Source organism: Saccharothrix sp. CCNWYY140 (assembly GCF_037401995.1).
Taxonomy (GTDB): Bacteria; Actinomycetota; Actinomycetes; order Mycobacteriales; family Pseudonocardiaceae; genus Actinosynnema.
Genome location: NZ_JBBEGC010000065.1, coordinates 1 through 24,661, shown reverse-complemented (window position 1 = coordinate 24,661; position 24,661 = coordinate 1). Strand labels below are relative to the sequence as shown.

The following is a 24,661-nucleotide window of genomic DNA, read 5'->3' as shown; positions in this document are numbered from 1 at the left end:
GTGGTCAGCCCTTCAGCGAGCGGGCGATGTCGTCCTCGCGGTCCTGGTAGGAGCGCGCGGCCCGGGCGGCGGAGTCGGCGAGGCGGTCGGTGTTGTGCGCGACGGCCTTGACCTGCCGGCGCAGCGCCGCGCCGAACCCGTCGAGGGCGTCGGCGAACCCGGACTGCTTGCCGATGCGCCCGAAGCTGTCCTCGGCGATCTCCCGCACCTCGCGCACGTGCCCGCGGCCCACGGCGGTGAGGTCGTCGGCGGTGCTCCGGGTGCGCCGCGTGAAGTCCCGCAGCACGTCCAGGTCCACCGAGAACCCGCCGGACCCACCCCGCCCGCCGCCGGACCCGCCGCGCCCACCACCGCCAGAACCACCGCGCCCGCCGCCCCCAGCGCCGCCGGACCCACCGCCGGAACCGCCGCCGCCAGAGCCGTTGTCCCGCAACGCCTTCACGCCGCGCCGCGCCTCGTCCAGGTACCGCCGGTAGGCGCCGTTGGTGTAGGTCGACCACGGCGTCCACGACCGACCGTCCCGCGCGATCCGGTTCGCCGCCTTGGCGTTCTCCGCCGGGTCGAACAGCTCGCGGTTGGACTCCAGCCCGAACTCGCGCCGCCGCGCCGGCCCCAGGGCGCCCAGCATGTTGATCTGCCACAGCCCGTAGGAGTTGTCGGGCGGCACGGAGTTGTGCGCGCGGGGGTCGCCGCCGGACTCGGCCAGCGCCACCGCCACGGCGATCGTGAGGTCCTCCCCGCGGAACCCGGCGTCGTGGGCGTGCCGGGCGATCTGCTCGGGACTCAGCCTGCTCATGCCGCCAGCCTGGCCCGCGGGCGACCCCGCCGGGTACCGGCGTTGCACGCTCGGACAGCGGCTGTGCACGGGGGAGCTACAGTCGAACATGTGGACGAAGGGCTGTTCGACGAGGGCTTGTTCGGCGCCACGGACGAGGAGAAGGCGCAGCGCATCGCCGCCAACGCGCCCCTCGCCGTGCGCATGCGCCCGCGCACGCTGGACGAGGTCGTCGGCCAGGGCCACCTGCTCGGCCCCGGCGCGCCGCTGCGCCGGCTCGTGGAGGGCTCGTCACCCGCGTCCGTGATGCTCTACGGCCCGCCCGGCACCGGCAAGACCACCCTCGCCACGCTCGTCTCCCAGGCCACCGGCCGCCGCTTCGCCGCGCTCAGCGCCCTGTCGGCGGGCGTGAAGGAGGTCCGGGCGGTCATCGACGAGGCCCGCCGCCGCCTGGTCCGCTCCGGCGAGTCGACCGTGCTGTTCATCGACGAGGTCCACCGCTTCTCCAAGACCCAACAGGACGCCCTGCTGGGCGCGGTCGAGGACCGGATCGTCCTCCTGGTCGCCGCGACCACCGAGAACCCCTTCTTCTCGGTCGTCTCACCCCTGCTGTCCCGCTCGCTGGTGCTCCAGCTGCGCCCGTTGTCCGACGACGACGTCCGCACGCTCATCCACCGCGCCACCCAGGACGAACGCGGCCTGAACGGGACCATCACCATCGCCCCCGACGCCGAGGACCACCTGGTCCGCCTGGCCGGCGGCGACGCCCGCCGCGCCCTGACCGCCCTCGAAGCGGCGGCGGACGCGGTCACCGACGGCGTCCTGGACCTCGCGACGCTGGAGTCCACGGTCGACAAGGCGGCCGTCCGCTACGACCGCCAGGGCGACCAGCACTACGACGTGACCAGCGCGTTCATCAAGTCGATCCGGGGCTCGGACGTGGATGCGGCCCTGCACTACCTGGCGAGGATGATCGAGGCGGGGGAGGACCCCAGGTTCATCGCCCGCCGCCTGGTCATCCACGCCAGCGAGGACGTCGGCATGGCCGACCCCACGGCCCTGCAAACCGCCGTGGCCGCCGCCCAGGCCGTGCAGCTCATCGGCCTGCCCGAATGCGCCCTCAACCTCGCCCACGCCACCGTCCACCTGGCCACCGCGCCCAAGTCCAACGCCGTGACGGTGGCGATCGGCGAAGCGATGTCCGACGTCCGCAAGGGCCTGATCGGCACCGTCCCGCCGCACCTGCGCGACGGCCACTACGCCGGCGCGGCCAAGCTCGGCCACGCCCAGGGCTACCGCTACCCGCACGACGTGCCCGAGGGCGTGCTGACCCAGCAGTACCCGCCGGACGACCTGGTCGGCCGCGACTACTACGTCCCGACCGGCCGGGGCGCCGAGCGGTACATCGCCGAACGCCTGCCCAAGCTCCGCAGGGTCGTGCGCGGCGAGGAATAGAAAAACCTGATGACGATCACGGCCGCATCTGCGACGGTGTGCGCCGTGACTGACGCTCCACCCGTGAACGGGCACGCCCTCCTCGACTTCAACTCACCGCTGTCGGACTCCAGGTCCTACGACCTGGTCACCAGCCTCGGCGACCTGCGCGACCGGACGGTCGTGGACTACGGCTGCGGCTGGGCGGAGCTCCTCCTGCGGGCCGTGGAGCACGAGCCCACCGCCACCGGGGTCGGGGTCGACGGCGACGAGTACGCCATCGACCGCGGCCGGGCGAACGCGCAGGCCAGGGGCCTGTCCGACCGCGTCCGGCTGGACCTGGGCGACGTCACCACGTGGGACGGCCCGACCGCCGACGTGGCCATCTCGATCGGCTCCTCGCACGCCTGGGGCGGCACCGGCCAGACCCTCGCCGCCCTGCACGAGCGCATCCGCCCCGGCGGCCTGCTGCTGCTCGGCGACGGCTTCTGGGAGCAGGCGCCGCCCGAGCACATCGCGGAGATGTTCGCCGAGGACGGCATCGGCAGCCTCGACGAACTCGTCGACGCGGCGATGGACGCGGGCTTCCGCCTGTTCAACCTGACCACCGCGAGCCTGGACGAGTGGGACAGCTTCGAGTCCCGCTGGTGCCTGGCGCGGGAGCGGTGGCTGGCCGAGCACCCGGACCACGTCGAGGCCGCCGGGGTGCGCAAGGTCGTGGACGAGCACCGCGACACCTGGCTGAAGGGCTACCGCGGTCGCCTGGGGTTCGCCTACCTCACGCTCGCCCGCCGGTGAGGGACCGCCGTCCCGTCCGGTCGGGGATACCGGACGGGACGGCGCTCCCCGTCCGGAACCACCGCTCACCCGCCCGCACCAGAGCCTCGATCGTCCGGGTCGTGTAGGCGGGCGGCGCGATGACGCCGGAGCACCGGCTCGCGCCCGACGCCGCCGGGCCGTTGCGCTCCACGGTCACCTCGTACAGGTTGTCCAGCCCCTGCACGGTCACGACCCGCGTCTCGCCTTCGAGCACCCGCTCGTCCACGGCCAGCACCGAGTCCACACCTCGCAGCCCGAACGCCTTGCGCACGGCGATCTCCGCGTACTGCGCCCACGGGCTCGGCGCGGACGTCCGGCCCCGCAGCTGCTCCGCCACGACCTGCCCGACCAGCGCGGACTTCGCCACCAGGGCCGCCTCGCCGGGGTCGAGCTGACCGTGCATGAACCCGTCGGGCACCACCAGCAGGTTGCCCGCCCACCGGTCGCCGCCGACGTGGCTGACCTCCCACGCCCGGCCCGGGTGGTTCTCGCCCAGCACGCCCGCCAGCGGCCGGCCCAGCACCGCGCAGCACATGTCCTTCGTGCCGTGCGTGCACACCAGGAACAGGGGACCGTCGACGCGCTCGCCGTGGCCGGGGATGCCCGCGGCGACGGCGGCGACGTCCAGCGACGCCAGTTCGGCGAGGTCGGCGACCTCGATCTTCTCCAGCCACCGGTTGCCCGGGACGCCGCTGCCGACGTACACGGTGTGCGGGGCGGAGGGGTCGCGCTGGTGGCGGCCGGGACGGCGGATCAGCAGGGGCCGCAGTCCGGCGGCCCGCGGCCCGTCCAGTCGTCCCGGCCCGAACACCGAGGCCAGGGTCTGCTCCAACGCGTCGGCGGGCCACGGGCCGGGCTGCTCGATCAACAGCCACGACGTCATGAGCGTCGCCGTCCCGGCCGGGTTCCCGCCGAGCTGGCGCGTGACGACCGCGCAACCCGGCAACCCGTCGGAACTTATGTTAGGCATACCTAAGACTAACGGATCACTCCGGAGCCAGCACCCCTTGTGTGACCAACTCACCGAGCAGTGCCCGGACGGTTACCCGGTCGAGGAGCGGCGCGCCCGCCTCGACCAGCTCCTTGATCGGGTGCCGCGCGGCGCCGACCAGGACCTCCAGCACCGGGGCGGCGGCCTTCGCGAACACCAGCCGCTTGCCCGCCGCGGCCAGCGACACCGTCTCCGGTCCCAGCTCAAGCACAGTACGAGGCGTCAGCAACCGCACCTCGGACTCGTCGCCCGGCGGCAGGAGGTCCTGGGTCGCCGTCCAGGGGAAGCCCACGTGCGAGATGGCCGGGGCCTGCGCGTCCCGGTCGTCGAGGAACCGCGCCACCACGTCGTCGTCCAGGAACGCGACTACGCGTTCCCGCAACTCGCGCGCCCGCTCCGCCTTCTCCTCGGGCGTGCCGAACCGGGGCAGGTCGGTCCGGAAGACCTCCTCCGTGCGCAGCTGGTCGGCCAGCCACGCCACCAGGTCCACGCCGGTCGCCCGGTTGAACCCGATGGTCAGGTGCAGCGACTCCTCGCCGACCGCGGACACGTCGTGCCAGTGCCCGCGCGGCACGTACAGGACGTCGCCGTCCTCCAGCATGAAGTCGTCGATGGGCTCGCCGGTCGGCTTGTCCGGCAGCACGACGTCCCGTTGGAGTGGCGCCGGCCGGGTCACGCCGTGCACGCGCCACCGCTTGCGGCCCGAGATCTGGATGATGAGCGCGTCGTGGTCGTCCCAGTGCACGTCGAAGCCGTGCGTGACGCCCCAGCCCGCGTAGAGGTTGACCTGGACCCGCTCCCGCAGCTCGTGCTCCAGCTGGGCGGCCAGGTCGCCGACGGGACCGAACATCTCGTGGACGGAGTCGAGCACCAGCGTCGCGCCGCCGCGCATCTTCTCGGCGAACGCGGCGGGCAGCAGCCGGGACACCGGCCCGGTGCGCCGGGTCTCCACGGTCTCGGCGTAGGAGTGCGTCGGGACGACCTCGCCGCCCTGCGCGAGCCGCAGCCTGGGGAACTCCAGCCGGTGCTGGCGCAGCACCCGGTTGACCTCCGACCACGGCAGCAACTCGGCGAACCGCCCCGCACGGCCGGGGAACCGCTGGTGGGTCCGGCCCTGCACCGCGTGGAAAAACTGGCTGACCCCGATCGGTGCGACGAGGTCAGCCAGGGTCGGGACGGTCAACTCAGTCGTTGCCGTCGGTGTCGTCGAGGGCGCCGTTGGCCTTGTTCCGGTCGACCGCGCTGGTCAGCGGCTCGGCGCTGATCAGCAGACCGCTGGCCTGGGTGGTGTCGTTCTCCATGCCGGTTCCTCCTCGTGTGGGGGGTCGGACGGAAGATCACGCTACGACAGCGAAACCGGCGAAGTCATCGGTCATTTGAGTAATCCTCGGGAGCTGTCCCGACACGTGGGAGGTCGGCAAGCGATATCCACCAGAGGTCATTCGGGTGGCACCCGGTAACCTCTCTGGCACCACGCCCAAGCTCGCCTTTCAGGAGGACTCGTGTCGCCAGGGCAGATCGCCGCGCTGGTCGCCGCCGGTGCGTTCGTGCTGCTGGTGATCCTGCTGGCCATCCCGCTGATCAAGCTGGGCCGCACGCTGGACGAGGCCACCATCGCCATCCGCAAGGCGCACCAGAACAGCGACCCGATCTTCACCGGCGCGAACACCACGATCACGCACGTGAACACCCAGCTGGAGCGGGTGGACGGCATCACCGCCAACGCGCGCGCGGTCACCGGCAACGTCTCCGCGCTGACCTCGCTGTTCACCGCCACCCTCGGCGGTCCGCTGGTCAAGGCCGCCGCCCTGTCCTACGGCGTCAGCAAGGCCATCAAGGCCCGCCGCAAGGCCGCCCAGGAGCCCAAGAAGCACTCCCGCCGGGGTCGGCGATGAGGCGCCTGTTCTGGTTCGGGCTGGGCATCGCCGCGGGCGTGTTCGCCACCCGCAAGGCGGGGCAGGCCGCGCACGCCGCCACGCCCGCGGGCATCGGGGCCAACGTCGGCGAGGGCCTGCGGGAGCTGGCCGGCGCCATCGGGTCGTTCGGCGCGGAGGTCCGCGCGGGAATGACCGAGCGTGAGCAGGAGTTGCAAGACACCGTGGAACGTCAGACGGGCTTCACGCCGGGTCGGCGAGCGCGCAGGGCGAACGACCGCTAGAGGTCGTTCGCCTCGCCGTGCCCTGAACTCCACTCGTAGATCCAAGGACAAGCCCGTGCAGACCCACGAGATCATCAAGCGCTTCCGCGAGCACTTCGAGAACAACGGCCACACGGTCGTGCCTTCCGCCTCGCTCATCCTCGACGACCCGAACCTGCTGTTCGTCAACGCCGGCATGGTGCCGTTCAAGCCCTACTTCCTGGGCGAGGCCCCGCCGCCGTACAAGCGCGCCACCAGCATCCAGAAGTGCGTGCGCACCCCCGACATCGACGAGGTCGGCAAGACGACCCGCCACAACACGTTCTTCCAGATGGCGGGCAACTTCTCCTTCGGCGACTACTTCAAGGAAGACGCCATCCGCCTGGCCTGGGAGCTGGTCACCAACCCCCAGGACAAGGGCGGCTACGGCTTCGACCCCGAGCGCATCTGGGTGACCGTCTACGAGGACGACGACGAGGCCCAGCAGCTGTGGCAGAAGGTCGCCGGCCTGCCCGTCGAGCGCATCCAGCGCCGTGACGGCAAGGACAACTACTGGGACATGGGCGTGCCCGGCCCCGGCGGTCCCTGCTCGGAGATCTACTACGACCGCGGCCCCGCCTACGGCAAGGAGGGCGGCCCGGTCGTCGACGAGGACCGGTACCTGGAGATCTGGAACCTGGTCTTCATGCAGGACGAGCGCGGCGAGCTGAGCCCGAAGCTGGGCCACAAGCCGATCGGCTCGCTGCCCAACAAGAACATCGACACCGGCATGGGCGTCGAGCGCGTCGCCGTGCTGCTCCAGGGCGTGGACAACGTCTACGAGACCGACCTGGTCCGGCCGGTGATCCAGAAGGCCGAGGAGCTGTCGGGCCGCAAGTACGGCGACAACCCGGTCGACGACGTCCGGTTCCGGGTCATCGCCGACCACGCCCGGTCGGGTGTCCTCATCGTCGGCGACGGCGTCACTCCCGGCAACGAGGCCCGCGGCTACGTGCTGCGCCGCCTGCTGCGCCGCATCATCCGCTCGGCCCGCCTGCTGGGCGTGACCGAGCCGGTGCTGGTGCAGTTCGCCGAGCTCGTGCGCGACGCGATGGGTCCCGCCTACCCGGACCTGGTCAGCGGGTTCCCGCGGATCGCCCAGGTGCTCAAGGCCGAGGAGGACACCTTCCTCCGCACGCTGGAGGCCGGGTCGCGGATCTTCGACAGCGCCGCCGCCGAGGTCAAGGCCGACGGCCGCGCCACCCTGCCGGGTGACAAGGCGTTCCAGCTGCACGACACCTACGGGTTCCCCATCGACCTCACCCTGGAGATGGCCTCGGAAGCGGGCCTGACCGTGGACGAGGACGGGTTCCGCAAGCTGATGGCCGAGCAGCGCGCCCGCGCCAAGGCCGACGCCGCCGGCAAGAAGACCGGCCACGGCGACCAGACCGTGTACCGGGAGCTGCTGGACCTGGGGGCCACCGAGTTCACCGGCTACCAGGAGCTGGCCTCCGAGGCCACGCTGCGCGGCATCATCCGCGAGGGCAAGCGGGTCCGCTCCGCCCGCGAGGGTGACATCGTCGAGGTCGTCCTGGACCGCACCCCGCTGTACGCCGAGTCCGGCGGCCAGGAGAGCGACGCCGGCACGATCGTGTCCGGCAGCGCCGAGCTGGAGGTCGTGGACGTCCAGAAGGTGGCCCGCAAGCTGTGGGTGCACCAGGTGCGGGTCCTCTCCGGCGAGATCGCCGAGGGCGAGCACGTCGAGGCCCGCGTCGACCCGGAGTGGCGCGTCGGCGCCCGCCAGGGCCACTCGGGCACGCACGTCGTGCACGCCGCCCTGCGCCAGGTGCTCGGCCCGTCGGCGTTGCAGAGCGGGTCGTACAACAAGCCCGGCTACCTGCGGCTGGACTTCGCCTGGACGGGTGGTCTGTCCGAGGAGACGCGCAGCGAGATCGAAGAGGTCTCCAACCTGGCCGTCCGCAAGGACCTGCCGGTGCGCGTGGTCTACACCGACATGGGCGGCGCCCAGGAGATGGGCGCGGTCGCCCTGTTCGGCGAGACCTACGACGACACCGTGCGCGTGGTCGAGATCGGCGGCCCGTGGTCGCGCGAGCTGTGCGGTGGCACGCACGTGGAGCACTCGTCGCAGATCGGCCCGATCACCGTCATCGGCGAGTCGTCGGTGGGCTCGGGCGTGCGCCGCCTGGAGGCCTACGTCGGCATCGAGGCGTTCAAGTACCTGGCCCAGGAGCGGGCCCTGGTGCAGAACGTCGCCGCCATGCTGAAGGTGCCCGACGCCGAGGTCCCGGCCCGCGTCGAGGCCCTGGTGGAGCGGCTGCGCAACGCCGAGAAGGAACTGGAGCGGGTGCGTGCCGCCCAGCTGATGTCCTCCGCCGGGTCCCTGGCCGAGCAGGCCCTGGACGTGCGCGGCGTGGCCCTGGTGGCGCTGGCCCTGCCCGAGGGCACGGCCGCCGCCGACGTGCGGACCCTGGCCGGCGAGGTGCGCAACCGCCTCGGCGACCGGCCCGGCGTGGTCGGCCTGTTCGCCCCGGATGGCGACAAGGTGAGCTTCGTGGTGGCCACCACGGCCTCCGCCCGCTCGCTGGGCCTGGCCGCCGGCAAGCTGGTGCCCGCGTTCGCCCCGGCCGTGGGCGGTCGCGGCGGCGGCAAGCCGGACCTGGCCCAGGGCGGCGGCACCAACCCCGCCGGGGTGGGCGAGGCCCTCGCCGCCCTGCGCGCCGAGGTGGACCGCGCCGTTGAGCAGCACTGACCGTCCCGGCGTCGACGACCCCGGCCTCGGCCGGAGGCTGGGCGTCGACGTCGGAGCGGTGCGGGTCGGGGTCGCGGTCAGCGACCCGGGGGCGTTCCTGGCGACGCCGCTGGTTACGCTGTCGCGTGACGAGAAGACCGGCCGGGACCTGGTGGACCTGGTCGGGCTCGTCGCCGAGCACGACGTCGTCGAGGTCGTGGTCGGGTTGCCCCGAACCCTCGCCGGGCGGCACGGGCCGGCAGCGGAAGCGGCGGCGGCGTACGCTGCGGCGTTGGCGCAGCGGGTCGCCCCGGTCCCGGTGCGGCTGCACGACGAACGGCTCACCACCGTCACGGCCAGCCGGGTGCTGGCCGAGCGTGGGGTGAAGGGCAAGAAGCAGCGCGCCGTCGTGGACCAGGCAGCCGCGGTCGAGATCCTCCAGTCGTGGCTGGACGCGCGGGCGCGACACGTGGCCCGCTCCAGCGACGAGGAACAGGCCCCCGGACCGAAGGACCGCACGTGAGCGACGACCTCGGGTTGTTCAGCGAACCTGACGTGCAGCAGGACCGACCGCGCGGCAAGGCCGCGGTGGCCGCCCGGCGCGCCAAGGCACGCCGCAAGAAGATCGTCCTGTGGCTCGTGGTCGTGTTGGTGCTGGTGGGCGGCGGCGCGGGCGCGTACTACGGCTACCAGCAGCTGCGCGGCATCGGCTCCTACGAGGATTTCCCCGGCGCCGGTGAAGCGGACGTCGTGGTCGAGGTCAAGGACGGCGACCTGGTCGCCACCATCGCGAACTCGCTCAAGGAGCAGGGCGTGGTGGCCAGCGCGCGGGCGTTCACCGAGGCGGGTGAGGGCGACTCGCGGGTGACCGCCATCCAGCCCGGCTTCTACCTGATGAAGACCAAGATGTCGGGCAAGGCGGCCGTCGAGCGGATGGTCGACCCGAAGGCCAAGGTCGTGCCGCTGGAGGTCAAGGGCGGCAACGTCCTGCACGACATCACCGCGCCCGACGGCAAGGTCACCAAGGGCATCCTGTCGATGCTGTCCGAGGCGTCGTGCGCCGAGTTGGACGGTGTGAAGAAGTGCGTCACGCCGCAGGAGTTGAGGGACGCGGCGGAGAACGCGGACCCGGCCGCGCTGGGCATCCCGGACTGGGCCGTGCCGGACGTGACGAAGGCGCCCAAGGAGCACCGGCTGGAGGGCCTGATCACGCGGGGCCTGTACCACCTCAAGCCCGGCGCGTCGGCGGTGGAGCTGCTCAAGAGCGTCATCGAGACCTCCAACACCCGCTTGCAGGGCTACGGCATCCCCGGCGGCACGACGAAGACGGGGTTCCGTCCGTACGAGGTGCTGGTCATCGCGTCGCTGATCGAGAAGGAAGGCCTGGAGAAGGACTTCGGCAAGGTCTCCCAGGTCATCTACCGACGCCTGGCGGACAACCACATCCTCCAGTTCGACTCGACGGTCAACTACAAGCTGGACCGCCCGATCATCACCACCAGCGACGAGGACCGGGAACGCTCGGGCCCGTACAACACCTACAGCGTGAAGGGCCTCACCCCGACCCCGATCGGCTCGGTGAGCCGCGAGGCCATCACCGCGGCCATCACCCCCGAGCCCGGCCCGTGGATGTACTTCGTGAAGTGCCAGAAGGACGGCACGTCCTGCTTCTCGGACAACATCGACGAACACAACCGCCTGGTCGCGAAGGCCCGCGCGGAGGGTGTCTTCTGACCGTGGCCGCCCGTCACGCCGCGGTGATCGGTTCACCGGTGTCGCACTCGCTGTCCCCGGTCCTGCACAACGCGGCTTTCGCAGCTCTGGGTTTGTCGGACTGGTCCTATGACCGGATCGAGTGCGCGGAGGAGGGCGTCGAGCCGCTGGTCAGGGGCTTGGACGGGTCGTGGGTGGGTTTGTCGGTCACCATGCCCGGCAAGCGCGCGGCCTTGGCCGTGGCTTCCTCGGTGTCTCCTCGGGCCGCTTTGGTGGGTGCCGCGAACACCCTTGTGCCTGCTTCGGGCGGCTGGCACGCCGACAACACCGACGTAGACGGCGTCTTGGGCGCTTTGCAAGCGGCCTGCGGCTTCTACCGTGGCTCTCGGGGTGTGCTCTTGGGCGCCGGCGGCACCGCAACGGCTGCTTTGGTGGCTCTGGCTTCGGCCGGCGTACGGGACGTGTCCTTGGTAGTGCGCTCCGTAACCCGCGCCGCTGAAGCGTCGGCGTGCGCTTCCCGAGCTGGCGTCACCCTGACGTTGATCCCTTGGGACGAGGCCAACTTCGCTTCCCTGGCCGCCTCCTCGGACGTCCTGGTGAACACCGTCCCGCCATCGGCCACCGAGCCCATCGCGTCGGAACTCGCTGAATCGCCTTGCGTACTAGACGTCATCTACCACCCGTGGCCCACGCCTCTGGCCTATGCGGTGGAAAAGCGCGGACGTGCCCTGGCCACCGGCCTCGACATGCTGATGCACCAGGCATTCGGCCAGTCGGAACAGTTCACCGGCCACCCCGCTCCGCGCGAAGCCATGCGAGCGGCCCTGCGGTCGGCCACCGACAACGTCCTACCCCTACCGCTGGGGGATTGAGACACGCCGGAAGGCCCTGCCCGCGCGAGGGTGCGGGCAGGGCCTCCCGGGTGGATCAGCCCTCGTCGAGGTCGGTCGCGATGATCGCGGCGATGGCTTCCAGCGCGGCGTCCGCGCCTTCGCCGTCGGCCGCCAGCACGACCTCGTCGCCGTGCATCGCACCGAGTGTCATCAGGCCCAGCACGCTGGCCGCCTCGACCGGTTGGCCGTCCTCCTTGCGGATGGTGACCTTCACCGGCTGGCCGGCCGCCGCCTTCGCCAGCACCGCCGCCGGGCGGGCGTGCAGGCCCACCTTGCTCGCCACGGTGACCCGTCGCTCAGGCATGATCCGTCCTTTCGTCGTCCACGGGGAGCAGGTCAGGACGCTGCCGCGTCGGACCTGCCGCCCTTCTTGTCGCCGCCGTTGGTGCTCTCCACGACGCTGGGGTCGGCTTCCGGGTCCTCGTCCGCGTCCCGGCCCGGCGTGCGCAGGTTCCACTTCGTGATGACGAACCGGAACAGGAAGTAGTAGATCACCGCGTAGATCAGGCCGAGCAGGATGATCAGCAGCGGCTTCTCGGCGATGTTGAAGTTGATCAGGTAGTCGATCGCGCCCGCGGAGAAGCCGAAGCCGTCGCGGATGCCCAGGGCGTTGCTGATCGCGAGCGAGGTGCCGGTCAGGAACGCGTGGATCACGTACAGCGGCCACGCCACGAACATGAACGCGAACTCCAGCGGCTCGGTCACACCCGTGATGAACGAGGTGAGCGCGGCCGAGCCCATGATGCCGGCGATGACCTTCTTCTGCGCCGGGCGGGCCGTGTGGATGATCGCCAGGGCCGCCGCGGGCAGCGCGAACATGAAGATCGGGAAGAAGCCGGTCATGAACGTGCCCGCGGTGGGGTCGCCCGCGAAGAACCGGTTGAGGTCGCCGGTCTTGCCCTCGTACTCGCCCACGACCTGCCAGATGAACGTGTTCGGGATGTGGTGCAGGCCCAGCGGGATCAGCAGGCGGTTGATCACGCCGTAGATGCCCGCGCCGATGATGGTGCTGCCGGAGATGGCCTTGCCGACCGCCTCCAGGCCCTGGTCGAACCAGGGGTACACGAGGCTCATCAGCACGCCGACGACGATCATGACGCCCGCGACGATGATCGGCACGAACCGGCGTCCGCCGAAGAACGCCAGGTACGGGGGCAGCTTGATGCGGTGGTACCGCTGCCACAGCACGGCGGTGATCAGGCCCACGACGATGCCCGCGAGCACCGAGTAGTTGATCATCTCCTGCTTGGCGGTCGCCGGGGCGTCCGCGGGCAGCGGCAGCATGATCGGCGACATGGCCTTGAAGACGCCTTCGAGCACCACGAAGCCCACGACCGCGGCCAGCGCGGTCGATCCGTCACCGCGCCGGGCGAAACCGATGGCCACGCCCACGGCGAACAGCAGCGGCAGGGCGCCGAAGATGGCGCCGCCGGCGCCGCCGATGACGGCGGCCACCTTGTTCCAGCCCGCACCGTCCTTGCCGAGCAGGTCGTCCTGCCCCAGTCGCAGCAGGAGTGCCGCGGCAGGCAGCGAGGCGATCGGCAGCATGAGACTGCGACCGAACCGCTGGAGAGCTGCGAGACCCTTGATCTCTCGACCGCCGGTCGCCTGAGGGGCGCTGGCGCTCATGGGTTACCTCCCTTGGCGGAGAAAGGGCCGGATTCCGGGACGGTCCGGTCCAGTTGCATGGTCACCTGGTAGAGATCGCCCCGGTACCAGGACGTCATGTCCTCCACCGGTCGACCAGCGGAGCTGGTGACCCGGCGGAAGACCAGCAGCGGACTGCCGGTGCGCACGCCCAGCAACCTCGCGGTCTCCGGGTCCGCGCCTTCGGCCCAGACCGTCTGCCCCGCGTGGTCGAGCTGGACGCCGTAGGTGTCGGCGAGCAGCGAGTAGAGGGAGCCGGACAGGTCGTGCCGGTGCAGGTCGGGGACGACCCGCCGGCTGTACCAGCCGCGCTCCACGGCCAGCGGCACACCGTCGGCCCGCCGCAGGCGGACGACGTGGCTCGCGGGCTCGTGCGGTGGCAGGCCGAGCGCGGTGGCCGCAGGGGGCGGCGGCACCTCGTCGGCGCACCTCAGCACCTCGGTCGCGGGGGTCAGCCCGCGCCTGCGCATGTCGTCGGTGAACGACTCCAGGTAGAGCTGGGCGTCCATCCGGCGCCGGGCGGTGAACGTGCCCCGCCCCTTCGCCCTGGTCAACAGCCCCTCGGCGACGAGCTGGCCGACCGCCGCGCGCACCGTGATCCGCGAGACCCGGTACCGCTGGGCGAGGTCGCGCTCGGACGGGATGGGGGAGCCGGGAGGCAGCTCCTGCTCCGCCATGCGCCGCAGGATGTCGCGGAGCTGGGCGTGCTTGGGCTTGGGCCCGTCGACGATCTCGTCGCGGTTCATGACACCTCCCCGTGCTCGCGCTCGGAGACCGGGATTGGTACTTTCCGGTCTAGACCAGTTGGTGCGGGGAGGATGCTCCGCGCGCCAAGCGGGTGTCAACCGCCGTTACGCGACCGTGGCCGAGCGGTGGCACCCTCACCACAGGTGTGTCGAGAGAGGACTGCGAAGTGGCGGACGACAGGGCGGCTGGGATCATCGCCGCGCTCGGTGGGGCGGACAACATCATCGAGATCGAGCCGTGCATCACGCGGCTGCGCTGCGAGCTGGAGGACGGTTCGGTCGTCGACGAGGCGGCGCTGAAGAAGCTCGGCGCGCACGGCGTCATGCGGCAGGGCACCATCGTCCAGGTGGTCATGGGCCCCGAGGCCGACACCATCGCCAGCGACATCGAGGACCTCCTGTGACGCTGCGGGTGGCCAGTCCGGTCAGCGGGCGCGTGGTGCCGCTGACCGAGGTGCCGGACCCGGTCTTCGCGCAGGCGATGGTCGGGCCCGGGATCGCCGTGGAGCCGGACCGGGGAGCGGCCGAGGTGGTGGCCCCGGTGGACGGCACGGTCGTCACGCTGCACCCGCACGCGTTCGTCGTGGCCACGAGCGACGGCGCCGCGGTGCTGGTGCACCTGGGCATCGACACCGTGAAGCGCAAGGGCGAGGGCTTCACCCTGCACGTGGTGAAGGGTGAGGCGGTCCGGGCCGGTCAGTCGATCGTGACGTGGGACCCGGCCGAGATCGAGGCCGCCGGGTACGCCCCGATCTGCCCGGTGATCGCGCTGGACGCCAGTGCCGACGCGCTGCTCGACCAGGCCGACGGGTCGGTGGCGGCGGGCGACGACCTGTTCTCCTGGCAGCTCTGACCTGGTCTTTTCTCGGCGGCGGCGACTGAATGGACCATTCAGTCGCCGCCGGCCTTGTGCTCCGAACGGCCCAGTGGGCACGCTGTGTTCATGGTCATCTACTCGATGTCGGGACTGGTTGTCGGAGCCGCCGGGGCGCGCTTGCTGCGCTCCGTGCCGCGGGGTGCGTCGGTGCACTGGTTGTGGTGTGCGGTGCCCACGGGGATGTCGTGGTGCGTGACGGGCGTGTTGGACGTGCCGCCGCGCTGGTTGCCCGTGCCCCTGCTGGTCGCCTGGCTGGGCGTGTTGTTGTCGGTCGTGGACTTCCGGCACCGACGCCTGCCCGACTTGCTCACCCTGCCCGCGTATCCGCTGGTGGGCGCGCTGCTGTGGGTGTGCGGCGCGGATCTCGGGCGGGCGTTGGCGGGCGGTGTGGCGTACTTCGGGCTGCACTGGGCGGTGCACGTGGTGTCACCCGCGTCGATGGGCGGGGGAGACGTCAAGCTGTCGGGTCCGCTGGGTGCCGTGCTGGGGTCGGTGTCGTGGTGGGGGCTGCCCGCCGGGGCGGTGCTGGCGAGCGCCATCACACTGGCCGTGGCCTTGGGGCGGCCTCGGGACGGCCCTCCGCACGGTCCGGGGCTGGTCGGCGCGACGTGGGTGGTGTCACTGGCCGGCGGATGAGAGGCGTGGTCCACTCCTCGGGATGGGAGCGGGGCGGTGCCCGGGCCTCTCGGCGGTGTTAACGCTGTGAAAGGATTCGCGGCGTGCTGCGCTGGATCACCGCTGGGGAGTCCCACGGACCCGCCCTGGTCGCCGTGCTGGAAGGCATGGTCGCCGGGGTGGAGGTCACCACTGCCGACCTGACCGCCCAACTGGAGCGCCGACGGCTCGGGTTCGGCCGGAGCCCCCGCATGGGGTTCGAGGCCGACGAGGTCGAGATCCTCGGCGGCGTCCGCCACGGGCTCACGCAGGGCGGGCCGATCGCGGTCCGGATCGGCAACACCGAGTGGCCCAAGTGGCAGAAGGTGATGTCCGCCGACCCCGTCGACCCGAGCGAGCTCAAGCCGACCGGCCGCAACGAGGCCCTCACCCGGCCTCGGCCCGGCCACGCCGACCTGCCCGGCATGCAGAAGTTCGGGTTCGACGAGGCCCGGCCGGTGCTGGAGCGGGCCAGTGCCCGCGAGACCGCCGCCCGGACCGCGCTGGGCACGGTGGCCAAGCACTTCCTCAAGCAGGTCTTCGACGTCGACGTCATCAGCCACGTGGTGTCGATCGGCAAGGCGAAGACGCCGGAGGACGCCCCGGTGCCCGGTCCGGGCGACCTCGACGCGGTCGACGAGAGCCCGGTGCGGGCCTTCGACCCGCGCGGCACCGAGGCGATGGTGGCCGAGGTCGAGGCGGTGAAGGAGGCGGGCGACACGGTCGGCGGCGTGATCGAGGTGATCGCCTACGGCCTGCCGCCGGGCCTGGGGTCCCACGTGCACTGGGACCGCCGGCTGGACGCACGGCTCGCGGGCGCGCTGATGGGCGTGCAGGCGATGAAGGGCGTGGAGATCGGCGACGGCTTCACCACCGCCGAGCGGTGGGGCAGCCAGGCGCATGACGAGATCGACCGGGGCACCGGTCCCAAGGGCGTGACGCGCCGCTCGAACCGGGCGGGCGGACTGGAGGGAGGGATCACCAACGGCGAGCCGCTGCGCGTGCGCGTCGCCATGAAGCCGATCTCGACCGTCCCGCGTGCACTGTCCACTGTGGACGTCCGCACCGGCGAACCCGCCGTGGCGATCCACCAGCGGTCCGACGTGTGCGCCGTGCCGCGGGCCGGGGTGGTGCTGGAGTCCGTCGTGGCCCTGGTGCTCGCCGAGGCCGCGCTGGAGAAGTTCGGCGGCGACTCGATCGCGGAGACCAAGCGGAACGTGGCGTCCTACCTGGAGGCGCTGGAAGCGCGCTGGGAGGGGCTGTGAGCCCGCGCTACGTCGTCCTCGGCCCGCCCGGGGCGGGCAAGACGACCGTGGGGCAGCTGCTCGCGGCCCGGCTCGGGGTGGCCTTCCGGGACACCGACGAGGACGTGGTCGCCACCGCCGGCAAACCCATCTCGGACATCTTCACCACCGACGGCGAGCCCGCGTTCCGGGCGCTGGAGGAGGAGGCGGTCGCCCGGGGCCTGGCCGAGCACGACGGCGTGCTGGCGCTGGGCGGCGGTGCGGTGCTGTCCGCGGTGACCCGCGCGCGGCTGGCGGAGCACACGGTGGTGTTCCTCAACGTCGGCATGGCCGAGGGCGTGCGGCGGACGGGCCTGTCCAGCGCCCGCCCCCTGCTGGCCGGTGTGAACCCGCGTGCCACCTTCAAGGCGCTGCTGGACGCGCGCCTGCCGCTGTACCGGGAGGTCGCCACGATCGAGGTGGACACCGACGCGCTGGAGCCCGAGCAGGTCGTCGACACCGTCCTGGCGAAGGCGGAACGGGCCTGACCAGGTGGACGTGACCGCCGCTCGTGTCCTCGCGCACCGCGCCGCGGTGCAGGGCCTGCACGACGGCGACTTGGGCGTGCTCGCGCTCGGCGTGGTCGACAGCCCGCCGAACACGGGCGCGGCGGCCCTGGCCGTCCGTGCGCGCCACCGCCTCGACCGGTTTCCGGGTGGTGTGCGGGAGCCTGCCGAGTTGTGGGCGGAGGAGGCGTTGGTGCGCGTGCTCAGCCTGCGGGGTGCGCCGCACCTGCACCGGCGGGCCGACGTGCCGGGACTGCGGCGGGCGCTGCGGCCTCGAACCGTGAAGCAGTTGCAGGCTTGGTGCGGTGGGATGCCGGCGCCGGAACTGTCCGATGTGGATCTCGTGGTGGAGTTGATGCGCCGCGAGTTCCCCGGCGAGACCGCGACCAAGGGCGAGTTGTCGGGTGCGATCAGCCCGCTGTTGCCCCAGCGTGCCACGCCGTACTGCCCTAGCTGCAAGACCGAGCACGTCATCGAAGGGCTGTTCCGGATCGGCACGCTGCTCGCCGGCATCGAACTCGAGCTGCGGGGCGCGAAGCTGGTCTTCCGCGCGCCCGGTCCGAACGACGAGGGCGACTCGACGCTGCTGCGCGACTACGCCCGGTACGTCGGGCCGTTCGCCAAGGCCGACGTGGAGAAGTGGCTGGGCGCCGGGCCGCAGGCGGACTGGCCCGAGGCGCGGCCGGTCACCGTCGAGGGCAAGAAGCTGTTGCTGCACGGGGATCTCGTCGAAGGGGACGAGCCGCCCGCCGGGCTGCTGCTGTTCCCGCGTGACCCTTACCTGCTGGGACCGCGGTGGCTGGTCGCCGAACCGGAGGTCGCCAAGCGCGTGTGGCGGCCGGTGGGCAGCCCGGGGGCGTTGGTGACGCACGGCCGGGTGACCGGGGCGTGGCGGTACGCGTTCAGCGGGCGGACGATGATCTTCCGCGTGGAGGGGTGGTCCGCCGTCAGAGGGGCCGCCCGCAAGGCGATCAAGGACCAGGCCGACGTGCTCGCCGGGGTGTGGGGCGCGGACGTGCTGGAAGCGACCGTGGTCGAATGGTGACCCGACAAGAGGAGTGGTGATGGGCGAGCCGGTGCGCATCCGCGTGGCCGCGGAGCGGCCGTACGACGTGCTGGTGGGTCGCGGCCTGCTCGGCGACCTGGTGGAGGGCCTGCGCGGCACGGCCAAGGCGGCGATCGTCCACACGCCGACGCTCGGCGAGACCGCCGAGGCGGTCCGCGCGGAGCTGGCGGAGGCGGGGATCGACGCCCACCGCGTCGAGGTGCCCGACGCCGAGGACGGCAAGGACCTGCGGGTCGCGGGCTACTGCTGGAACGTGTTCGGCCAGATCGGCCTGGGCCGCCAGGACGTCGTCATCGGCCTGGGCGGCGGCGCGGTGACCGACCTCGCCGGGTTCGTGGCCTCGACGTGGATGCGCGGGGTGAAGCTGGTCAACGTCCCCACCACGCTGCTGGGCATGGTGGACGCCGCGATCGGCGGCAAGACCGGCATCAACACCGACGCGGGCAAGAACCTGGTCGGCACCTTCTACGAGCCGCACGCCGTGTTCGTCGACCTCGCCACCCTGGAGACCCTGCCCCGCAACGAGCTGGTCGCGGGCATGGCCGAGGTGGTCAAGGGCGGGTTCATCGCCGACCCGGTCATCCTCGACCTCATCGAGGCCGACCCGCAGCGGGCGCTCGACCCGACGGGCGACGTCATCGAGGAGCTGGTCCGCCGCAAGATCCAGGTCAAGGCGGACGTGGTGTCCACCGACCTGCGCGAGTCGGACCTGCGGGAGATCCTCAACTACGGCCACACCCTCGGCCACGCCATCGAGCGCCGCGAGCGCTACCGGTGGCGGCACGGCGCGGCGATCAGCGTCGGCCTGGTGTTCGCCGCCGAACTGGCCCGCCTCGCCGGCCGCCTGGACGACGCGACCGCCGACCGGCACCGCAGCGTCCTGACCTCACTGGGCCTGCCCACCAAGTACGACCCCGACGCCCTGCCGCAGCTGCTGGAGGGCATGAAGGTGGACAAGAAGAACCGGTCCGGCGTGCTGCGGTTCGTGGTGCTGGACGGCCTGGCCAAGCCCGGCCGCCTGGAGGGCCCGGACCCGTCGCTGATCGCCGCCGCCTACTCCGCGGTCGCCGACGAGCCCAAGACCGGCGGGAGCGTGCTGCTGTGAAGGTCCTCGTGCTCAACGGCCCGAACCTGGGCCGCCTCGGCACCCGCGAACCCGACGTCTACGGCCGCACCACCTACGCCGACCTCGTGCGGCTGTGCGAGGACACCGGCCGCGAGCTGGGCGTCGAGGTCGAGGTGCGGCAGACCGACTTCGAGGGCGAGATGCTCGGCTGGCTGCACCAGGCGGCCGACGACGCGACCCCGGTCGTGCTCAACCCGGCCGCGTGGACGCATTACTCGGTCGCGGTGCGGGACGCGTGCTCGCAGCTCACCGCGCCGCTGGTGGAGGTGCACATCTCGAACGTCCACAAGCGCGAGGGGTTCCGGCAGCACAGCTACATCTCGGCGGTGGCGGAGGGCGTGATCGCGGGCCTGGGCGTGCAGGGCTACGCGCTGGCGATCCGCTGGCTGGCCGAGAAGCGCGGGCCAGTCCAGGCATGACGCACGGGGCGCTGCACCACGTCGAGCTGTGGGTGCCGGACCTGGAGCGCGCCGAGCGGAGCATCGGCTGGTTGCTGCGCGAACTGGGCTGGAGCGAGTACCAGCGCTGGCCGGCGGGGGTGAGTTGGCGGCTCGGGCCGACCTACGTCGTGGTCGAGGAGTCGCCCGCCCTCGAACGCCACCACCGGCTCGGCACCGGGCTCAACCACTTGGCCTTCCACGTGGGCAGCCGCCTCCGTGTGGACGAACTCACCGAAGCGGCTCCGAAGCACGGCTGGGCGTTGATGTTCGGGGATTCGCACCCGCGTGCGGGTGGTCCTGATCACTACGCCGCCTACCTGGAGAACACGGACGGTTTCGAAGTGGAGTTGGTTGCGTCCGATCGGTAGTCACTCAAGCGGGTGAATGGATCTCTACACTGAACCGGAGTCGGGAACCCGAACGTTGCTCCCGGTGATCGGAATCCTTGAGAGTGGAGACCATGCCCGGCCCGACGAGGCTCCTCGGATGCGCCCTCGCCGTCGCGACCCTCGCCGCCTGCGCTCCCGGTGTCGCGGACCCCGCGCCGCCCGCCGCGCCCCCGGCGGCCACGACGACGAAGCCCGCGCCGAGCAAGCCCGTGCAGCCGGTCAAGCCGGTCACCACCGACCGCGGTCGGCAGAGCCCCGGCGTCGTCGCCGCGGGCGCGGAAGCCCCCTACAACTACGCCCCCTCCGTGATGCTGGAGGGCGGTCGGTACCGGATGTGGTGGTGCAGCCAGCTGCGCCACGCCGAGCCCGGCGGTGACGACATCCTCTACGCCGACAGCGCCTCGCCGGACGGCGGTTTCGCAGGTCCGGGCGGCAGTCCGCCCCTCGCCGTCATGTCCGGCAGCACCCACGGCTGGGACGGCGTGCACGCGTGCGACCCGTCCGTGCTCAAGGTCGGCGGCACGTACTACATGTACTACACAGGCGCGCCCGGCGACGTGCCCTTCGGCAGCCTGGTCGGCGTCGCCACCAGCCCGGACGGCTACAACTGGACCCGCGCCGCGGGCGGCAACCCGATCCTCGGCCCGGCCAACGACACCATCCGGGACAACCACTACGGCAGCGGCCAGCCCTCCGCCCTCTACGTCGACGGCTGGTTCTACCTGCTGTTCACCGACACCACCGCCAAGGCGGCCGGGTGGAACGGCGCCGGCCAGTTCGTGCTGCGCGCCAAGGACCCGACGTTCGCCAACCAGGTCGAGGCGCTCGGCGCGGCGGGCTGGGAGAAGGTCGCCGACACGCGCAAGCCGCGCACCCGGGCGGTCGTGGACGCGTTCAGCGCCGACTGGATGTACGTCGACGCGCTGCGGGCCTTCGCGATCGCCCACTCCACCGACGCCGGCACCACGCTGACCTTCTGGAACCACGACTTCAGCGCGCAGCCCTTCGCCCCGGTGCACATCCCCGGCCCGTGGAAGGAGGGACCCGGCCTGGTCCGGACCCCGGAGGGCCACGCCCCCGTGTCGGTCGAGGACCCGTGCGGCCGGCTGTCCGTGGACGTCGTGCGCGCCACTGTCATCGGCGCCGCGGGCGCGCCCACCGACCTGGCCCACTTCGGGATGGACCTCGTCGACGTGCCCGGCTGCCGCACGAAGGCGCAGGCCGCCGTGCTCAACGGGTTCGCCGTGCCGTCCCCGGAGAACACCGTCGACCTGATCGTGGACGGCAAGGTGGTCCGCGTGGAACGCCGGTCGGTCACCGACCGCCTGGCCACCCGCGTGCTGGACCGGCGGCCGGACGTCGTCGACGACCTGCCCGTGGTCGCCCGCATCCCGGCCGGGGTGAAAGCGGTCCGCGCCCCCGACGGCCAGACCGGCCTGCTGGTGGACGGCAAGCTGTGGCGGGTCGGCCCGGAGGACGTGGCGAAGCTGAACTCCTCGCCGATCACCCCGGTCACCCAGCAGCAGTGGGACGCCTACGACCACGCCGGCGCGCTGAACCGCTAGCGCGACTCCGACCCGTCGGGCTGCGGCAGCGCGTTGCCCAGCAGCACCCCGATCCCGGCCGACCCCATGACCAGCAGCGCCGTGAACGCCGCTCCGCCGGTCAGCGCCGCGCCCAGAGCCTCCACACCCGTCCCGTCGACCACCAGCGACTTGCCGACCACCCCGGCGACCCCGGCCACCGGCCCGGCGACCAGGGCAGCGAAGAACCACACCATCCCCGGCCCGTGGAGCTGCCGCCACGCGTCCAGCGCGCCCCACAGCACGCCCGCCACCACGACCAGGCCCAGCGCGATGTAGCGCAGCGACGAACTGGCCCCCGGGCTGTGCACGGCCACCGCGTCCGTGCCGACCTGCACCCCGCCGTGCAGCAATCCCATCCAGAGCCCCCGGGGCAGCCACCTGCGCATGCCGACCACCCTAGGCCCCGCTCCGGGCCCGCTGTGAACCCGCGCCGATGGCTCTAGGCTGCGGGTATGCCGCACGCGACACGCCGGGCCGCCCTGCGCGCCACGCTCCGGGACCGGGAGCTGGACGCCCTGCTGGTGACCAACCTGCTCAACATCCGGTACCTGACCGGGTTCACGGGGTCCAACGCCGCCCTGCTGGTCTCCGCCGAGTCGGACGCCGCGAGCGTGTTCTGCACCGACGGCCGCTACCTCACCCAGGCCGAGCGCCAGGTGCCGGACCTGGAACGGGTCATCGACCGGCCGTGCGACCTGGCGCTGGCCCAGCGCGCGAGCAAGGACGGCAACCGCCGGGCGGGTTTCGAGAGCAACCACGTCACCGTCGAGGGCCTGGACGCGCTCACCGACGCCGCCGAGGACGTCGAGCTGGTCCGCGCGCCCGGCCTGGTGGAGCAGCTGCGGCTGGTCAAGGACGACGCCGAGGTCGAGGCGCTGCGCATGGCCTGCGCCGCCGCCGACCGCGCCCTGGCGGGCCTGATCGAGCACGGCGGCCTGCGCCCCGGCCGCACCGAACGGGAGATCGCCCGCGAGCTGGAGAGCCGGATGCTCGACCACGGCGCGGCCGGCCCGAGCTTCGAGTCGATCGTCGCGACCGGCGCCAACTCCGCCGTCCCGCACCACCGGCCCACCGACGCGGTCGTGCACGCCGGCGACTTCGTGAAGTTGGACTTCGGCGCCCTGATCGACGGCTACCACTCCGACATGACCCGCACCCTGGTGGTCGGCCAGGCCGCGGACTGGCAGCGGGACCTGTACGAGCTGGTCGCGGCCTCGCAGGCGGCCGGCCGGCACGCGCTCGCGCCGGGCGCGGCGGTGTCCGACGTGGACCGCGCGGCACGCGAGGTGATCGAGGCGGCCGGGTACGGCGAGCAGTTCCTGCACGGCCTCGGACACGGCGTGGGCTTGCAGATCCACGAGGCTCCGGCGCTGTCCAAGGTGGGTGACGGTACACTTCTGCCCGGTATGACGGTCACCGTCGAGCCCGGTGTGTACCTGGCCGGGAAGGGTGGTGTCCGCATCGAGGACACGCTCGTGGTGCGCCAAGGCGCCCCCGAACTCCTCACCCTGACCACGAAAGAGCTGGTGGTCGTCTGACACCCGAACAACCTCGCGAGTCGTCGGACGCCCGAACACACGTAACAGGAGAGCCCACCCCGTGGCCACGACCAACGACCTCAAGAACGGCCTGGTGCTGAACCTCGACGGCCAGCTGTGGACCGTCACCGCGTTCCAGCACGTCAAGCCGGGCAAGGGCGGCGCCTTCGTGCGCACCACGTTGAAGCACGTGCTGTCCGGCAAGGTCGTGGACAAGACCTTCAACGCGGGCACCAAGGTCGACACGGCCACCGTGGACAAGCGGAACATGACCTACCTGTACAAGGAGGGTTCCGACTTCATCTTCATGGACGGCGAGACCTACGACCAGATCCCGGTCCCGGCCGAGACCGTGGGCGACGCCGCCAACTACATGCTGGAGAACCAGGAGGCGATGGTCGCCACCCACGAGGGCGTCCCGCTGTTCGTGGAGCTGCCGACCAGCGTCGAACTGGTCATCCAGCACACCGACCCGGGCCTCCAGGGCGACCGCAGCACCGGCGGCACCAAGCCCGCGACCCTGGAAACCGGCGCCGAGATCCAGGTCCCGCTGTTCGTGACGACCGGCGAGAAGATCAAGGTCGACACCCGCGACGGCCGCTACCTCGGCCGCGTCAACGGCTGACGATGGGCGCACGCAGCAAGGCCCGGAAACGCGCCGTCGACGTCCTCTTCGAGGCCGACGCGCGGGGCATCGACCCGGTCACCCTCCTCGCGGAGCGAGTGGGTTCCCCGGACGTGCCGCCGATCAACGACTACACGGTCGGCCTGGTGGAGGGCATCACGGCCCACCGGTCCCGCATCGACGACCTGATCTCGGAACACTCCGAGGGCTGGACGTTGCAGCGGATGCCGGGCGTGGACCGAGCCGTGCTGCGGGTCGGCCTCTACGAACTGCTGTGGGCAGCCGACGTCCCCGACGCGGTGGCCATCGACGAGGCGGTCGAACTGGCGAAACAACTGTCCACGGACGACTCGCCCCGTTTCGTCAACGGTGTGCTGGGCCGAATCGCGGTCATCGCCGACCAACTCCGCGCAGTCCTCTAGCACAAGCCACACAACCCCCCGGCCGCCCTTTCGTGGCAGCCGGGGGTTGTGCTTTCCGCCCGCAGGGCGCGCGCTTTTCGAGGTAGCTCGCGCAGCAGACCTCCCAACTTGGGCTTCTTCCGTCATCCCCGTATGGCCTGCCCGAAGGGCTATGGCCGAAATTAAACAAAACCGGATTCTTGGATATTTGCGGGGTGTGTAGACTGGCAGTGTGATCGTTGAGGTCGAGCGCGCTGAGTGGGACTCGTTGCTGCGGTGGAAGAAGC

General features: G+C 71.8%; 28 protein-coding genes. 21 read left to right on the top strand and 7 right to left on the bottom strand.

Annotation, left to right across the window (positions count from 1 at the left end):
• Positions 1–4: 4 nt before the first annotated feature.
• The gene (locus tag WBN91_RS25210) at positions 5–796 is read right to left on the bottom strand and encodes a type VII secretion target (protein WP_337727190.1); all 792 of its coding nucleotides are present in this window, start codon (positions 794–796) and stop codon (positions 5–7) included.
• Between the two features lie 90 nt (positions 797–886).
• Between WBN91_RS25210 and WBN91_RS25205 the strand changes: the two genes are divergently transcribed.
• Positions 887–2,230: a replication-associated recombination protein A gene (locus WBN91_RS25205; RefSeq protein WP_337727189.1), complete on the top strand. Its 1,344-nt coding sequence runs from the start codon at positions 887–889 to the stop codon at positions 2,228–2,230.
• A gap of 45 nt (positions 2,231–2,275) precedes the next feature.
• The gene (locus WBN91_RS25200; protein ID WP_337727188.1) at positions 2,276–3,007 is read left to right on the top strand and encodes an SAM-dependent methyltransferase; all 732 of its coding nucleotides are present in this window, start codon (positions 2,276–2,278) and stop codon (positions 3,005–3,007) included.
• On the opposite strand, the gene WBN91_RS25195 is transcribed toward WBN91_RS25200, so the two are convergent.
• Both WBN91_RS25195 and WBN91_RS25190 read right to left on the bottom strand, forming a co-directional pair.
• The gene (locus WBN91_RS25195) at positions 2,988–3,998 is read right to left on the bottom strand and encodes a sucrase ferredoxin (protein ID WP_337727187.1); all 1,011 of its coding nucleotides are present in this window, start codon (positions 3,996–3,998) and stop codon (positions 2,988–2,990) included. The two genes, WBN91_RS25200 and WBN91_RS25195, sit on opposite strands and share 20 nt — an antisense overlap.
• Positions 3,999–4,014: 16 nt before the next feature.
• Entirely contained in the window at positions 4,015–5,202 is a 1,188-nt protein-coding gene (locus WBN91_RS25190; protein WP_337727186.1) for a cupin domain-containing protein, read from the bottom strand.
• Positions 5,203–5,521: 319 nt separating this feature from the next.
• Between WBN91_RS25190 and WBN91_RS25185 the strand changes: the two genes are divergently transcribed.
• Genes WBN91_RS25185 through WBN91_RS25160 form a run of 6 tightly spaced genes read left to right on the top strand, consistent with a single transcriptional unit; the run spans position 5,522 to position 11,469 of the window.
• On the top strand, positions 5,522–5,914 hold the full coding sequence (locus WBN91_RS25185; protein WP_121227865.1) for a DUF948 domain-containing protein: 393 nt from the start codon (positions 5,522–5,524) through the stop codon (positions 5,912–5,914).
• Positions 5,911–6,177 (top strand): hypothetical protein, encoded by a 267-nt coding sequence (locus tag WBN91_RS25180; protein ID WP_121227867.1) that lies wholly within the window; start codon positions 5,911–5,913, stop codon positions 6,175–6,177. The genes WBN91_RS25185 and WBN91_RS25180 overlap by 4 nt, the downstream gene beginning before the upstream one ends.
• 55 nt (positions 6,178–6,232) lie before the next feature.
• Positions 6,233–8,905 (top strand): alanine--tRNA ligase, encoded by a 2,673-nt coding sequence (gene alaS / locus WBN91_RS25175; RefSeq protein WP_337727185.1) that lies wholly within the window; start codon positions 6,233–6,235, stop codon positions 8,903–8,905.
• Positions 8,892–9,407, top strand: coding sequence for a Holliday junction resolvase RuvX (gene ruvX / locus WBN91_RS25170; RefSeq protein ID WP_337727184.1), 516 nt, complete (start codon positions 8,892–8,894; stop codon positions 9,405–9,407). Before alaS ends, ruvX begins: the two co-directional genes overlap by 14 nt.
• Positions 9,404–10,618 carry an endolytic transglycosylase MltG gene (gene mltG, locus WBN91_RS25165; RefSeq protein WP_337727183.1) on the top strand — a complete coding sequence of 405 codons (1,215 nt, stop codon included), beginning with the start codon at positions 9,404–9,406 and terminating at the stop codon, positions 10,616–10,618. Before ruvX ends, mltG begins: the two co-directional genes overlap by 4 nt.
• A 2-nt stretch (positions 10,619–10,620) precedes the next feature.
• Positions 10,621–11,469 (top strand): shikimate dehydrogenase, encoded by an 849-nt coding sequence (locus WBN91_RS25160; protein ID WP_337727182.1) that lies wholly within the window; start codon positions 10,621–10,623, stop codon positions 11,467–11,469.
• A 55-nt stretch (positions 11,470–11,524) separates the two neighbouring features.
• Here the strand turns inward: WBN91_RS25160 and WBN91_RS25155 are convergent, their stop codons facing one another.
• The 3 genes from WBN91_RS25155 to WBN91_RS25145 are packed head-to-tail and all read right to left on the bottom strand — an operon-like array spanning position 11,525 to position 13,883.
• Positions 11,525–11,794 (bottom strand): HPr family phosphocarrier protein, encoded by a 270-nt coding sequence (locus tag WBN91_RS25155; RefSeq protein ID WP_337727181.1) that lies wholly within the window; start codon positions 11,792–11,794, stop codon positions 11,525–11,527.
• 32 nt (positions 11,795–11,826) lie between these two features.
• The gene (locus WBN91_RS25150; protein ID WP_337727180.1) at positions 11,827–13,119 is read right to left on the bottom strand and encodes a PTS transporter subunit EIIC; all 1,293 of its coding nucleotides are present in this window, start codon (positions 13,117–13,119) and stop codon (positions 11,827–11,829) included.
• Positions 13,116–13,883, bottom strand: coding sequence for a GntR family transcriptional regulator (locus WBN91_RS25145; protein WP_337727179.1), 768 nt, complete (start codon positions 13,881–13,883; stop codon positions 13,116–13,118). The genes WBN91_RS25150 and WBN91_RS25145 overlap by 4 nt, the downstream gene beginning before the upstream one ends.
• Before the next feature lie 167 nt (positions 13,884–14,050).
• Between WBN91_RS25145 and WBN91_RS25140 the strand changes: the two genes are divergently transcribed.
• The 10 genes from WBN91_RS25140 to WBN91_RS25095 all read left to right on the top strand — a co-directional run bounded on the left by WBN91_RS25140 (position 14,051) and on the right by WBN91_RS25095 (position 21,789).
• Positions 14,051–14,287 (top strand): PTS glucose/sucrose transporter subunit IIB, encoded by a 237-nt coding sequence (locus WBN91_RS25140; protein WP_337727178.1) that lies wholly within the window; start codon positions 14,051–14,053, stop codon positions 14,285–14,287.
• Positions 14,284–14,736, top strand: a complete 453-nt coding sequence (locus WBN91_RS25135; RefSeq protein WP_337727177.1) for a PTS sugar transporter subunit IIA — start codon at positions 14,284–14,286, stop codon at positions 14,734–14,736. Before WBN91_RS25140 ends, WBN91_RS25135 begins: the two co-directional genes overlap by 4 nt.
• A 90-nt stretch (positions 14,737–14,826) precedes the next feature.
• The gene (locus WBN91_RS25130) at positions 14,827–15,396 is read left to right on the top strand and encodes an A24 family peptidase (RefSeq protein WP_337727176.1); all 570 of its coding nucleotides are present in this window, start codon (positions 14,827–14,829) and stop codon (positions 15,394–15,396) included.
• A gap of 83 nt (positions 15,397–15,479) precedes the next feature.
• Positions 15,480–16,679 (top strand): chorismate synthase, encoded by a 1,200-nt coding sequence (aroC, locus tag WBN91_RS25125; protein ID WP_337727175.1) that lies wholly within the window; start codon positions 15,480–15,482, stop codon positions 16,677–16,679.
• Entirely contained in the window at positions 16,676–17,185 is a 510-nt protein-coding gene (locus WBN91_RS25120) for a shikimate kinase (RefSeq protein WP_337727174.1), read from the top strand. The genes aroC and WBN91_RS25120 overlap by 4 nt, the downstream gene beginning before the upstream one ends.
• A 10-nt stretch (positions 17,186–17,195) precedes the next feature.
• The gene (locus WBN91_RS25115) at positions 17,196–18,248 is read left to right on the top strand and encodes a DNA glycosylase AlkZ-like family protein (protein WP_337727173.1); all 1,053 of its coding nucleotides are present in this window, start codon (positions 17,196–17,198) and stop codon (positions 18,246–18,248) included.
• Between the two features lie 19 nt (positions 18,249–18,267).
• A complete protein-coding gene (gene aroB, locus WBN91_RS25110; protein ID WP_337727172.1) occupies positions 18,268–19,374 on the top strand; it encodes a 3-dehydroquinate synthase in 1,107 nt (368 codons plus the stop codon).
• The gene (aroQ, locus tag WBN91_RS25105) at positions 19,371–19,814 is read left to right on the top strand and encodes a type II 3-dehydroquinate dehydratase (RefSeq protein ID WP_337727171.1); all 444 of its coding nucleotides are present in this window, start codon (positions 19,371–19,373) and stop codon (positions 19,812–19,814) included. Before aroB ends, aroQ begins: the two co-directional genes overlap by 4 nt.
• A complete protein-coding gene (locus WBN91_RS25100) occupies positions 19,811–20,203 on the top strand; it encodes a VOC family protein (protein ID WP_337727170.1) in 393 nt (130 codons plus the stop codon). The genes aroQ and WBN91_RS25100 overlap by 4 nt, the downstream gene beginning before the upstream one ends.
• A gap of 92 nt (positions 20,204–20,295) precedes the next feature.
• Positions 20,296–21,789, top strand: coding sequence for a beta-xylosidase (locus tag WBN91_RS25095; RefSeq protein WP_337727169.1), 1,494 nt, complete (start codon positions 20,296–20,298; stop codon positions 21,787–21,789).
• Here WBN91_RS25095 and WBN91_RS25090 read toward each other — a convergent pair.
• Positions 21,786–22,196, bottom strand: a complete 411-nt coding sequence (locus WBN91_RS25090) for a B-4DMT family transporter (RefSeq protein ID WP_337727168.1) — start codon at positions 22,194–22,196, stop codon at positions 21,786–21,788. The genes WBN91_RS25095 and WBN91_RS25090 overlap by 4 nt on opposite strands.
• A 66-nt stretch (positions 22,197–22,262) precedes the next feature.
• On the opposite strand from WBN91_RS25090, the gene WBN91_RS25085 reads away from it, so the two are divergent.
• The 3 genes from WBN91_RS25085 (at position 22,263) to nusB (ending at position 24,395) form a co-directional block, all read left to right on the top strand.
• Complete coding sequence (locus WBN91_RS25085; RefSeq protein WP_337727167.1) at positions 22,263–23,348, top strand: M24 family metallopeptidase; 1,086 nt, start codon at positions 22,263–22,265, stop codon at positions 23,346–23,348.
• 61 nt (positions 23,349–23,409) lie between these two features.
• A complete protein-coding gene (gene efp, locus WBN91_RS25080; RefSeq protein ID WP_337727166.1) occupies positions 23,410–23,973 on the top strand; it encodes an elongation factor P in 564 nt (187 codons plus the stop codon).
• Positions 23,974–23,975: 2 nt separating this feature from the next.
• Positions 23,976–24,395, top strand: coding sequence for a transcription antitermination factor NusB (gene nusB / locus WBN91_RS25075; RefSeq protein ID WP_337727165.1), 420 nt, complete (start codon positions 23,976–23,978; stop codon positions 24,393–24,395).
• The last annotated feature ends 266 nt before the right edge of the window (positions 24,396–24,661 follow it).

What these genes read in the sequence shown, in the direction of transcription:
- WBN91_RS25210 (WP_337727190.1), bottom strand. Translation starts at nt 796, where the DNA reads ATGAGCAGGCTGAGTCCCGAGCAGATCGCCCGGCACGCCCACGACGCC.
- WBN91_RS25195 (WP_337727187.1), bottom strand. Translation starts at nt 3,998, where the DNA reads ATGCCTAACATAAGTTCCGACGGGTTGCCGGGTTGCGCGGTCGTCACG.
- WBN91_RS25180 (WP_121227867.1), top strand. Translation starts at nt 5,911, where the DNA reads ATGAGGCGCCTGTTCTGGTTCGGGCTGGGCATCGCCGCGGGCGTGTTC.
- WBN91_RS25155 (WP_337727181.1), bottom strand. Translation starts at nt 11,794, where the DNA reads ATGCCTGAGCGACGGGTCACCGTGGCGAGCAAGGTGGGCCTGCACGCC.
- WBN91_RS25150 (WP_337727180.1), bottom strand. Translation starts at nt 13,119, where the DNA reads ATGAGCGCCAGCGCCCCTCAGGCGACCGGCGGTCGAGAGATCAAGGGT.
- WBN91_RS25145 (WP_337727179.1), bottom strand. Translation starts at nt 13,883, where the DNA reads ATGAACCGCGACGAGATCGTCGACGGGCCCAAGCCCAAGCACGCCCAG.
- WBN91_RS25130 (WP_337727176.1), top strand. Translation starts at nt 14,827, where the DNA reads ATGGTCATCTACTCGATGTCGGGACTGGTTGTCGGAGCCGCCGGGGCG.
- aroB (WP_337727172.1), top strand. Translation starts at nt 18,268, where the DNA reads ATGGGCGAGCCGGTGCGCATCCGCGTGGCCGCGGAGCGGCCGTACGAC.
- WBN91_RS25100 (WP_337727170.1), top strand. Translation starts at nt 19,811, where the DNA reads ATGACGCACGGGGCGCTGCACCACGTCGAGCTGTGGGTGCCGGACCTG.
- WBN91_RS25095 (WP_337727169.1), top strand. Translation starts at nt 20,296, where the DNA reads ATGCCCGGCCCGACGAGGCTCCTCGGATGCGCCCTCGCCGTCGCGACC.
- WBN91_RS25090 (WP_337727168.1), bottom strand. Translation starts at nt 22,196, where the DNA reads ATGCGCAGGTGGCTGCCCCGGGGGCTCTGGATGGGATTGCTGCACGGC.
- WBN91_RS25085 (WP_337727167.1), top strand. Translation starts at nt 22,263, where the DNA reads ATGCCGCACGCGACACGCCGGGCCGCCCTGCGCGCCACGCTCCGGGAC.
- nusB (WP_337727165.1), top strand. Translation starts at nt 23,976, where the DNA reads ATGGGCGCACGCAGCAAGGCCCGGAAACGCGCCGTCGACGTCCTCTTC.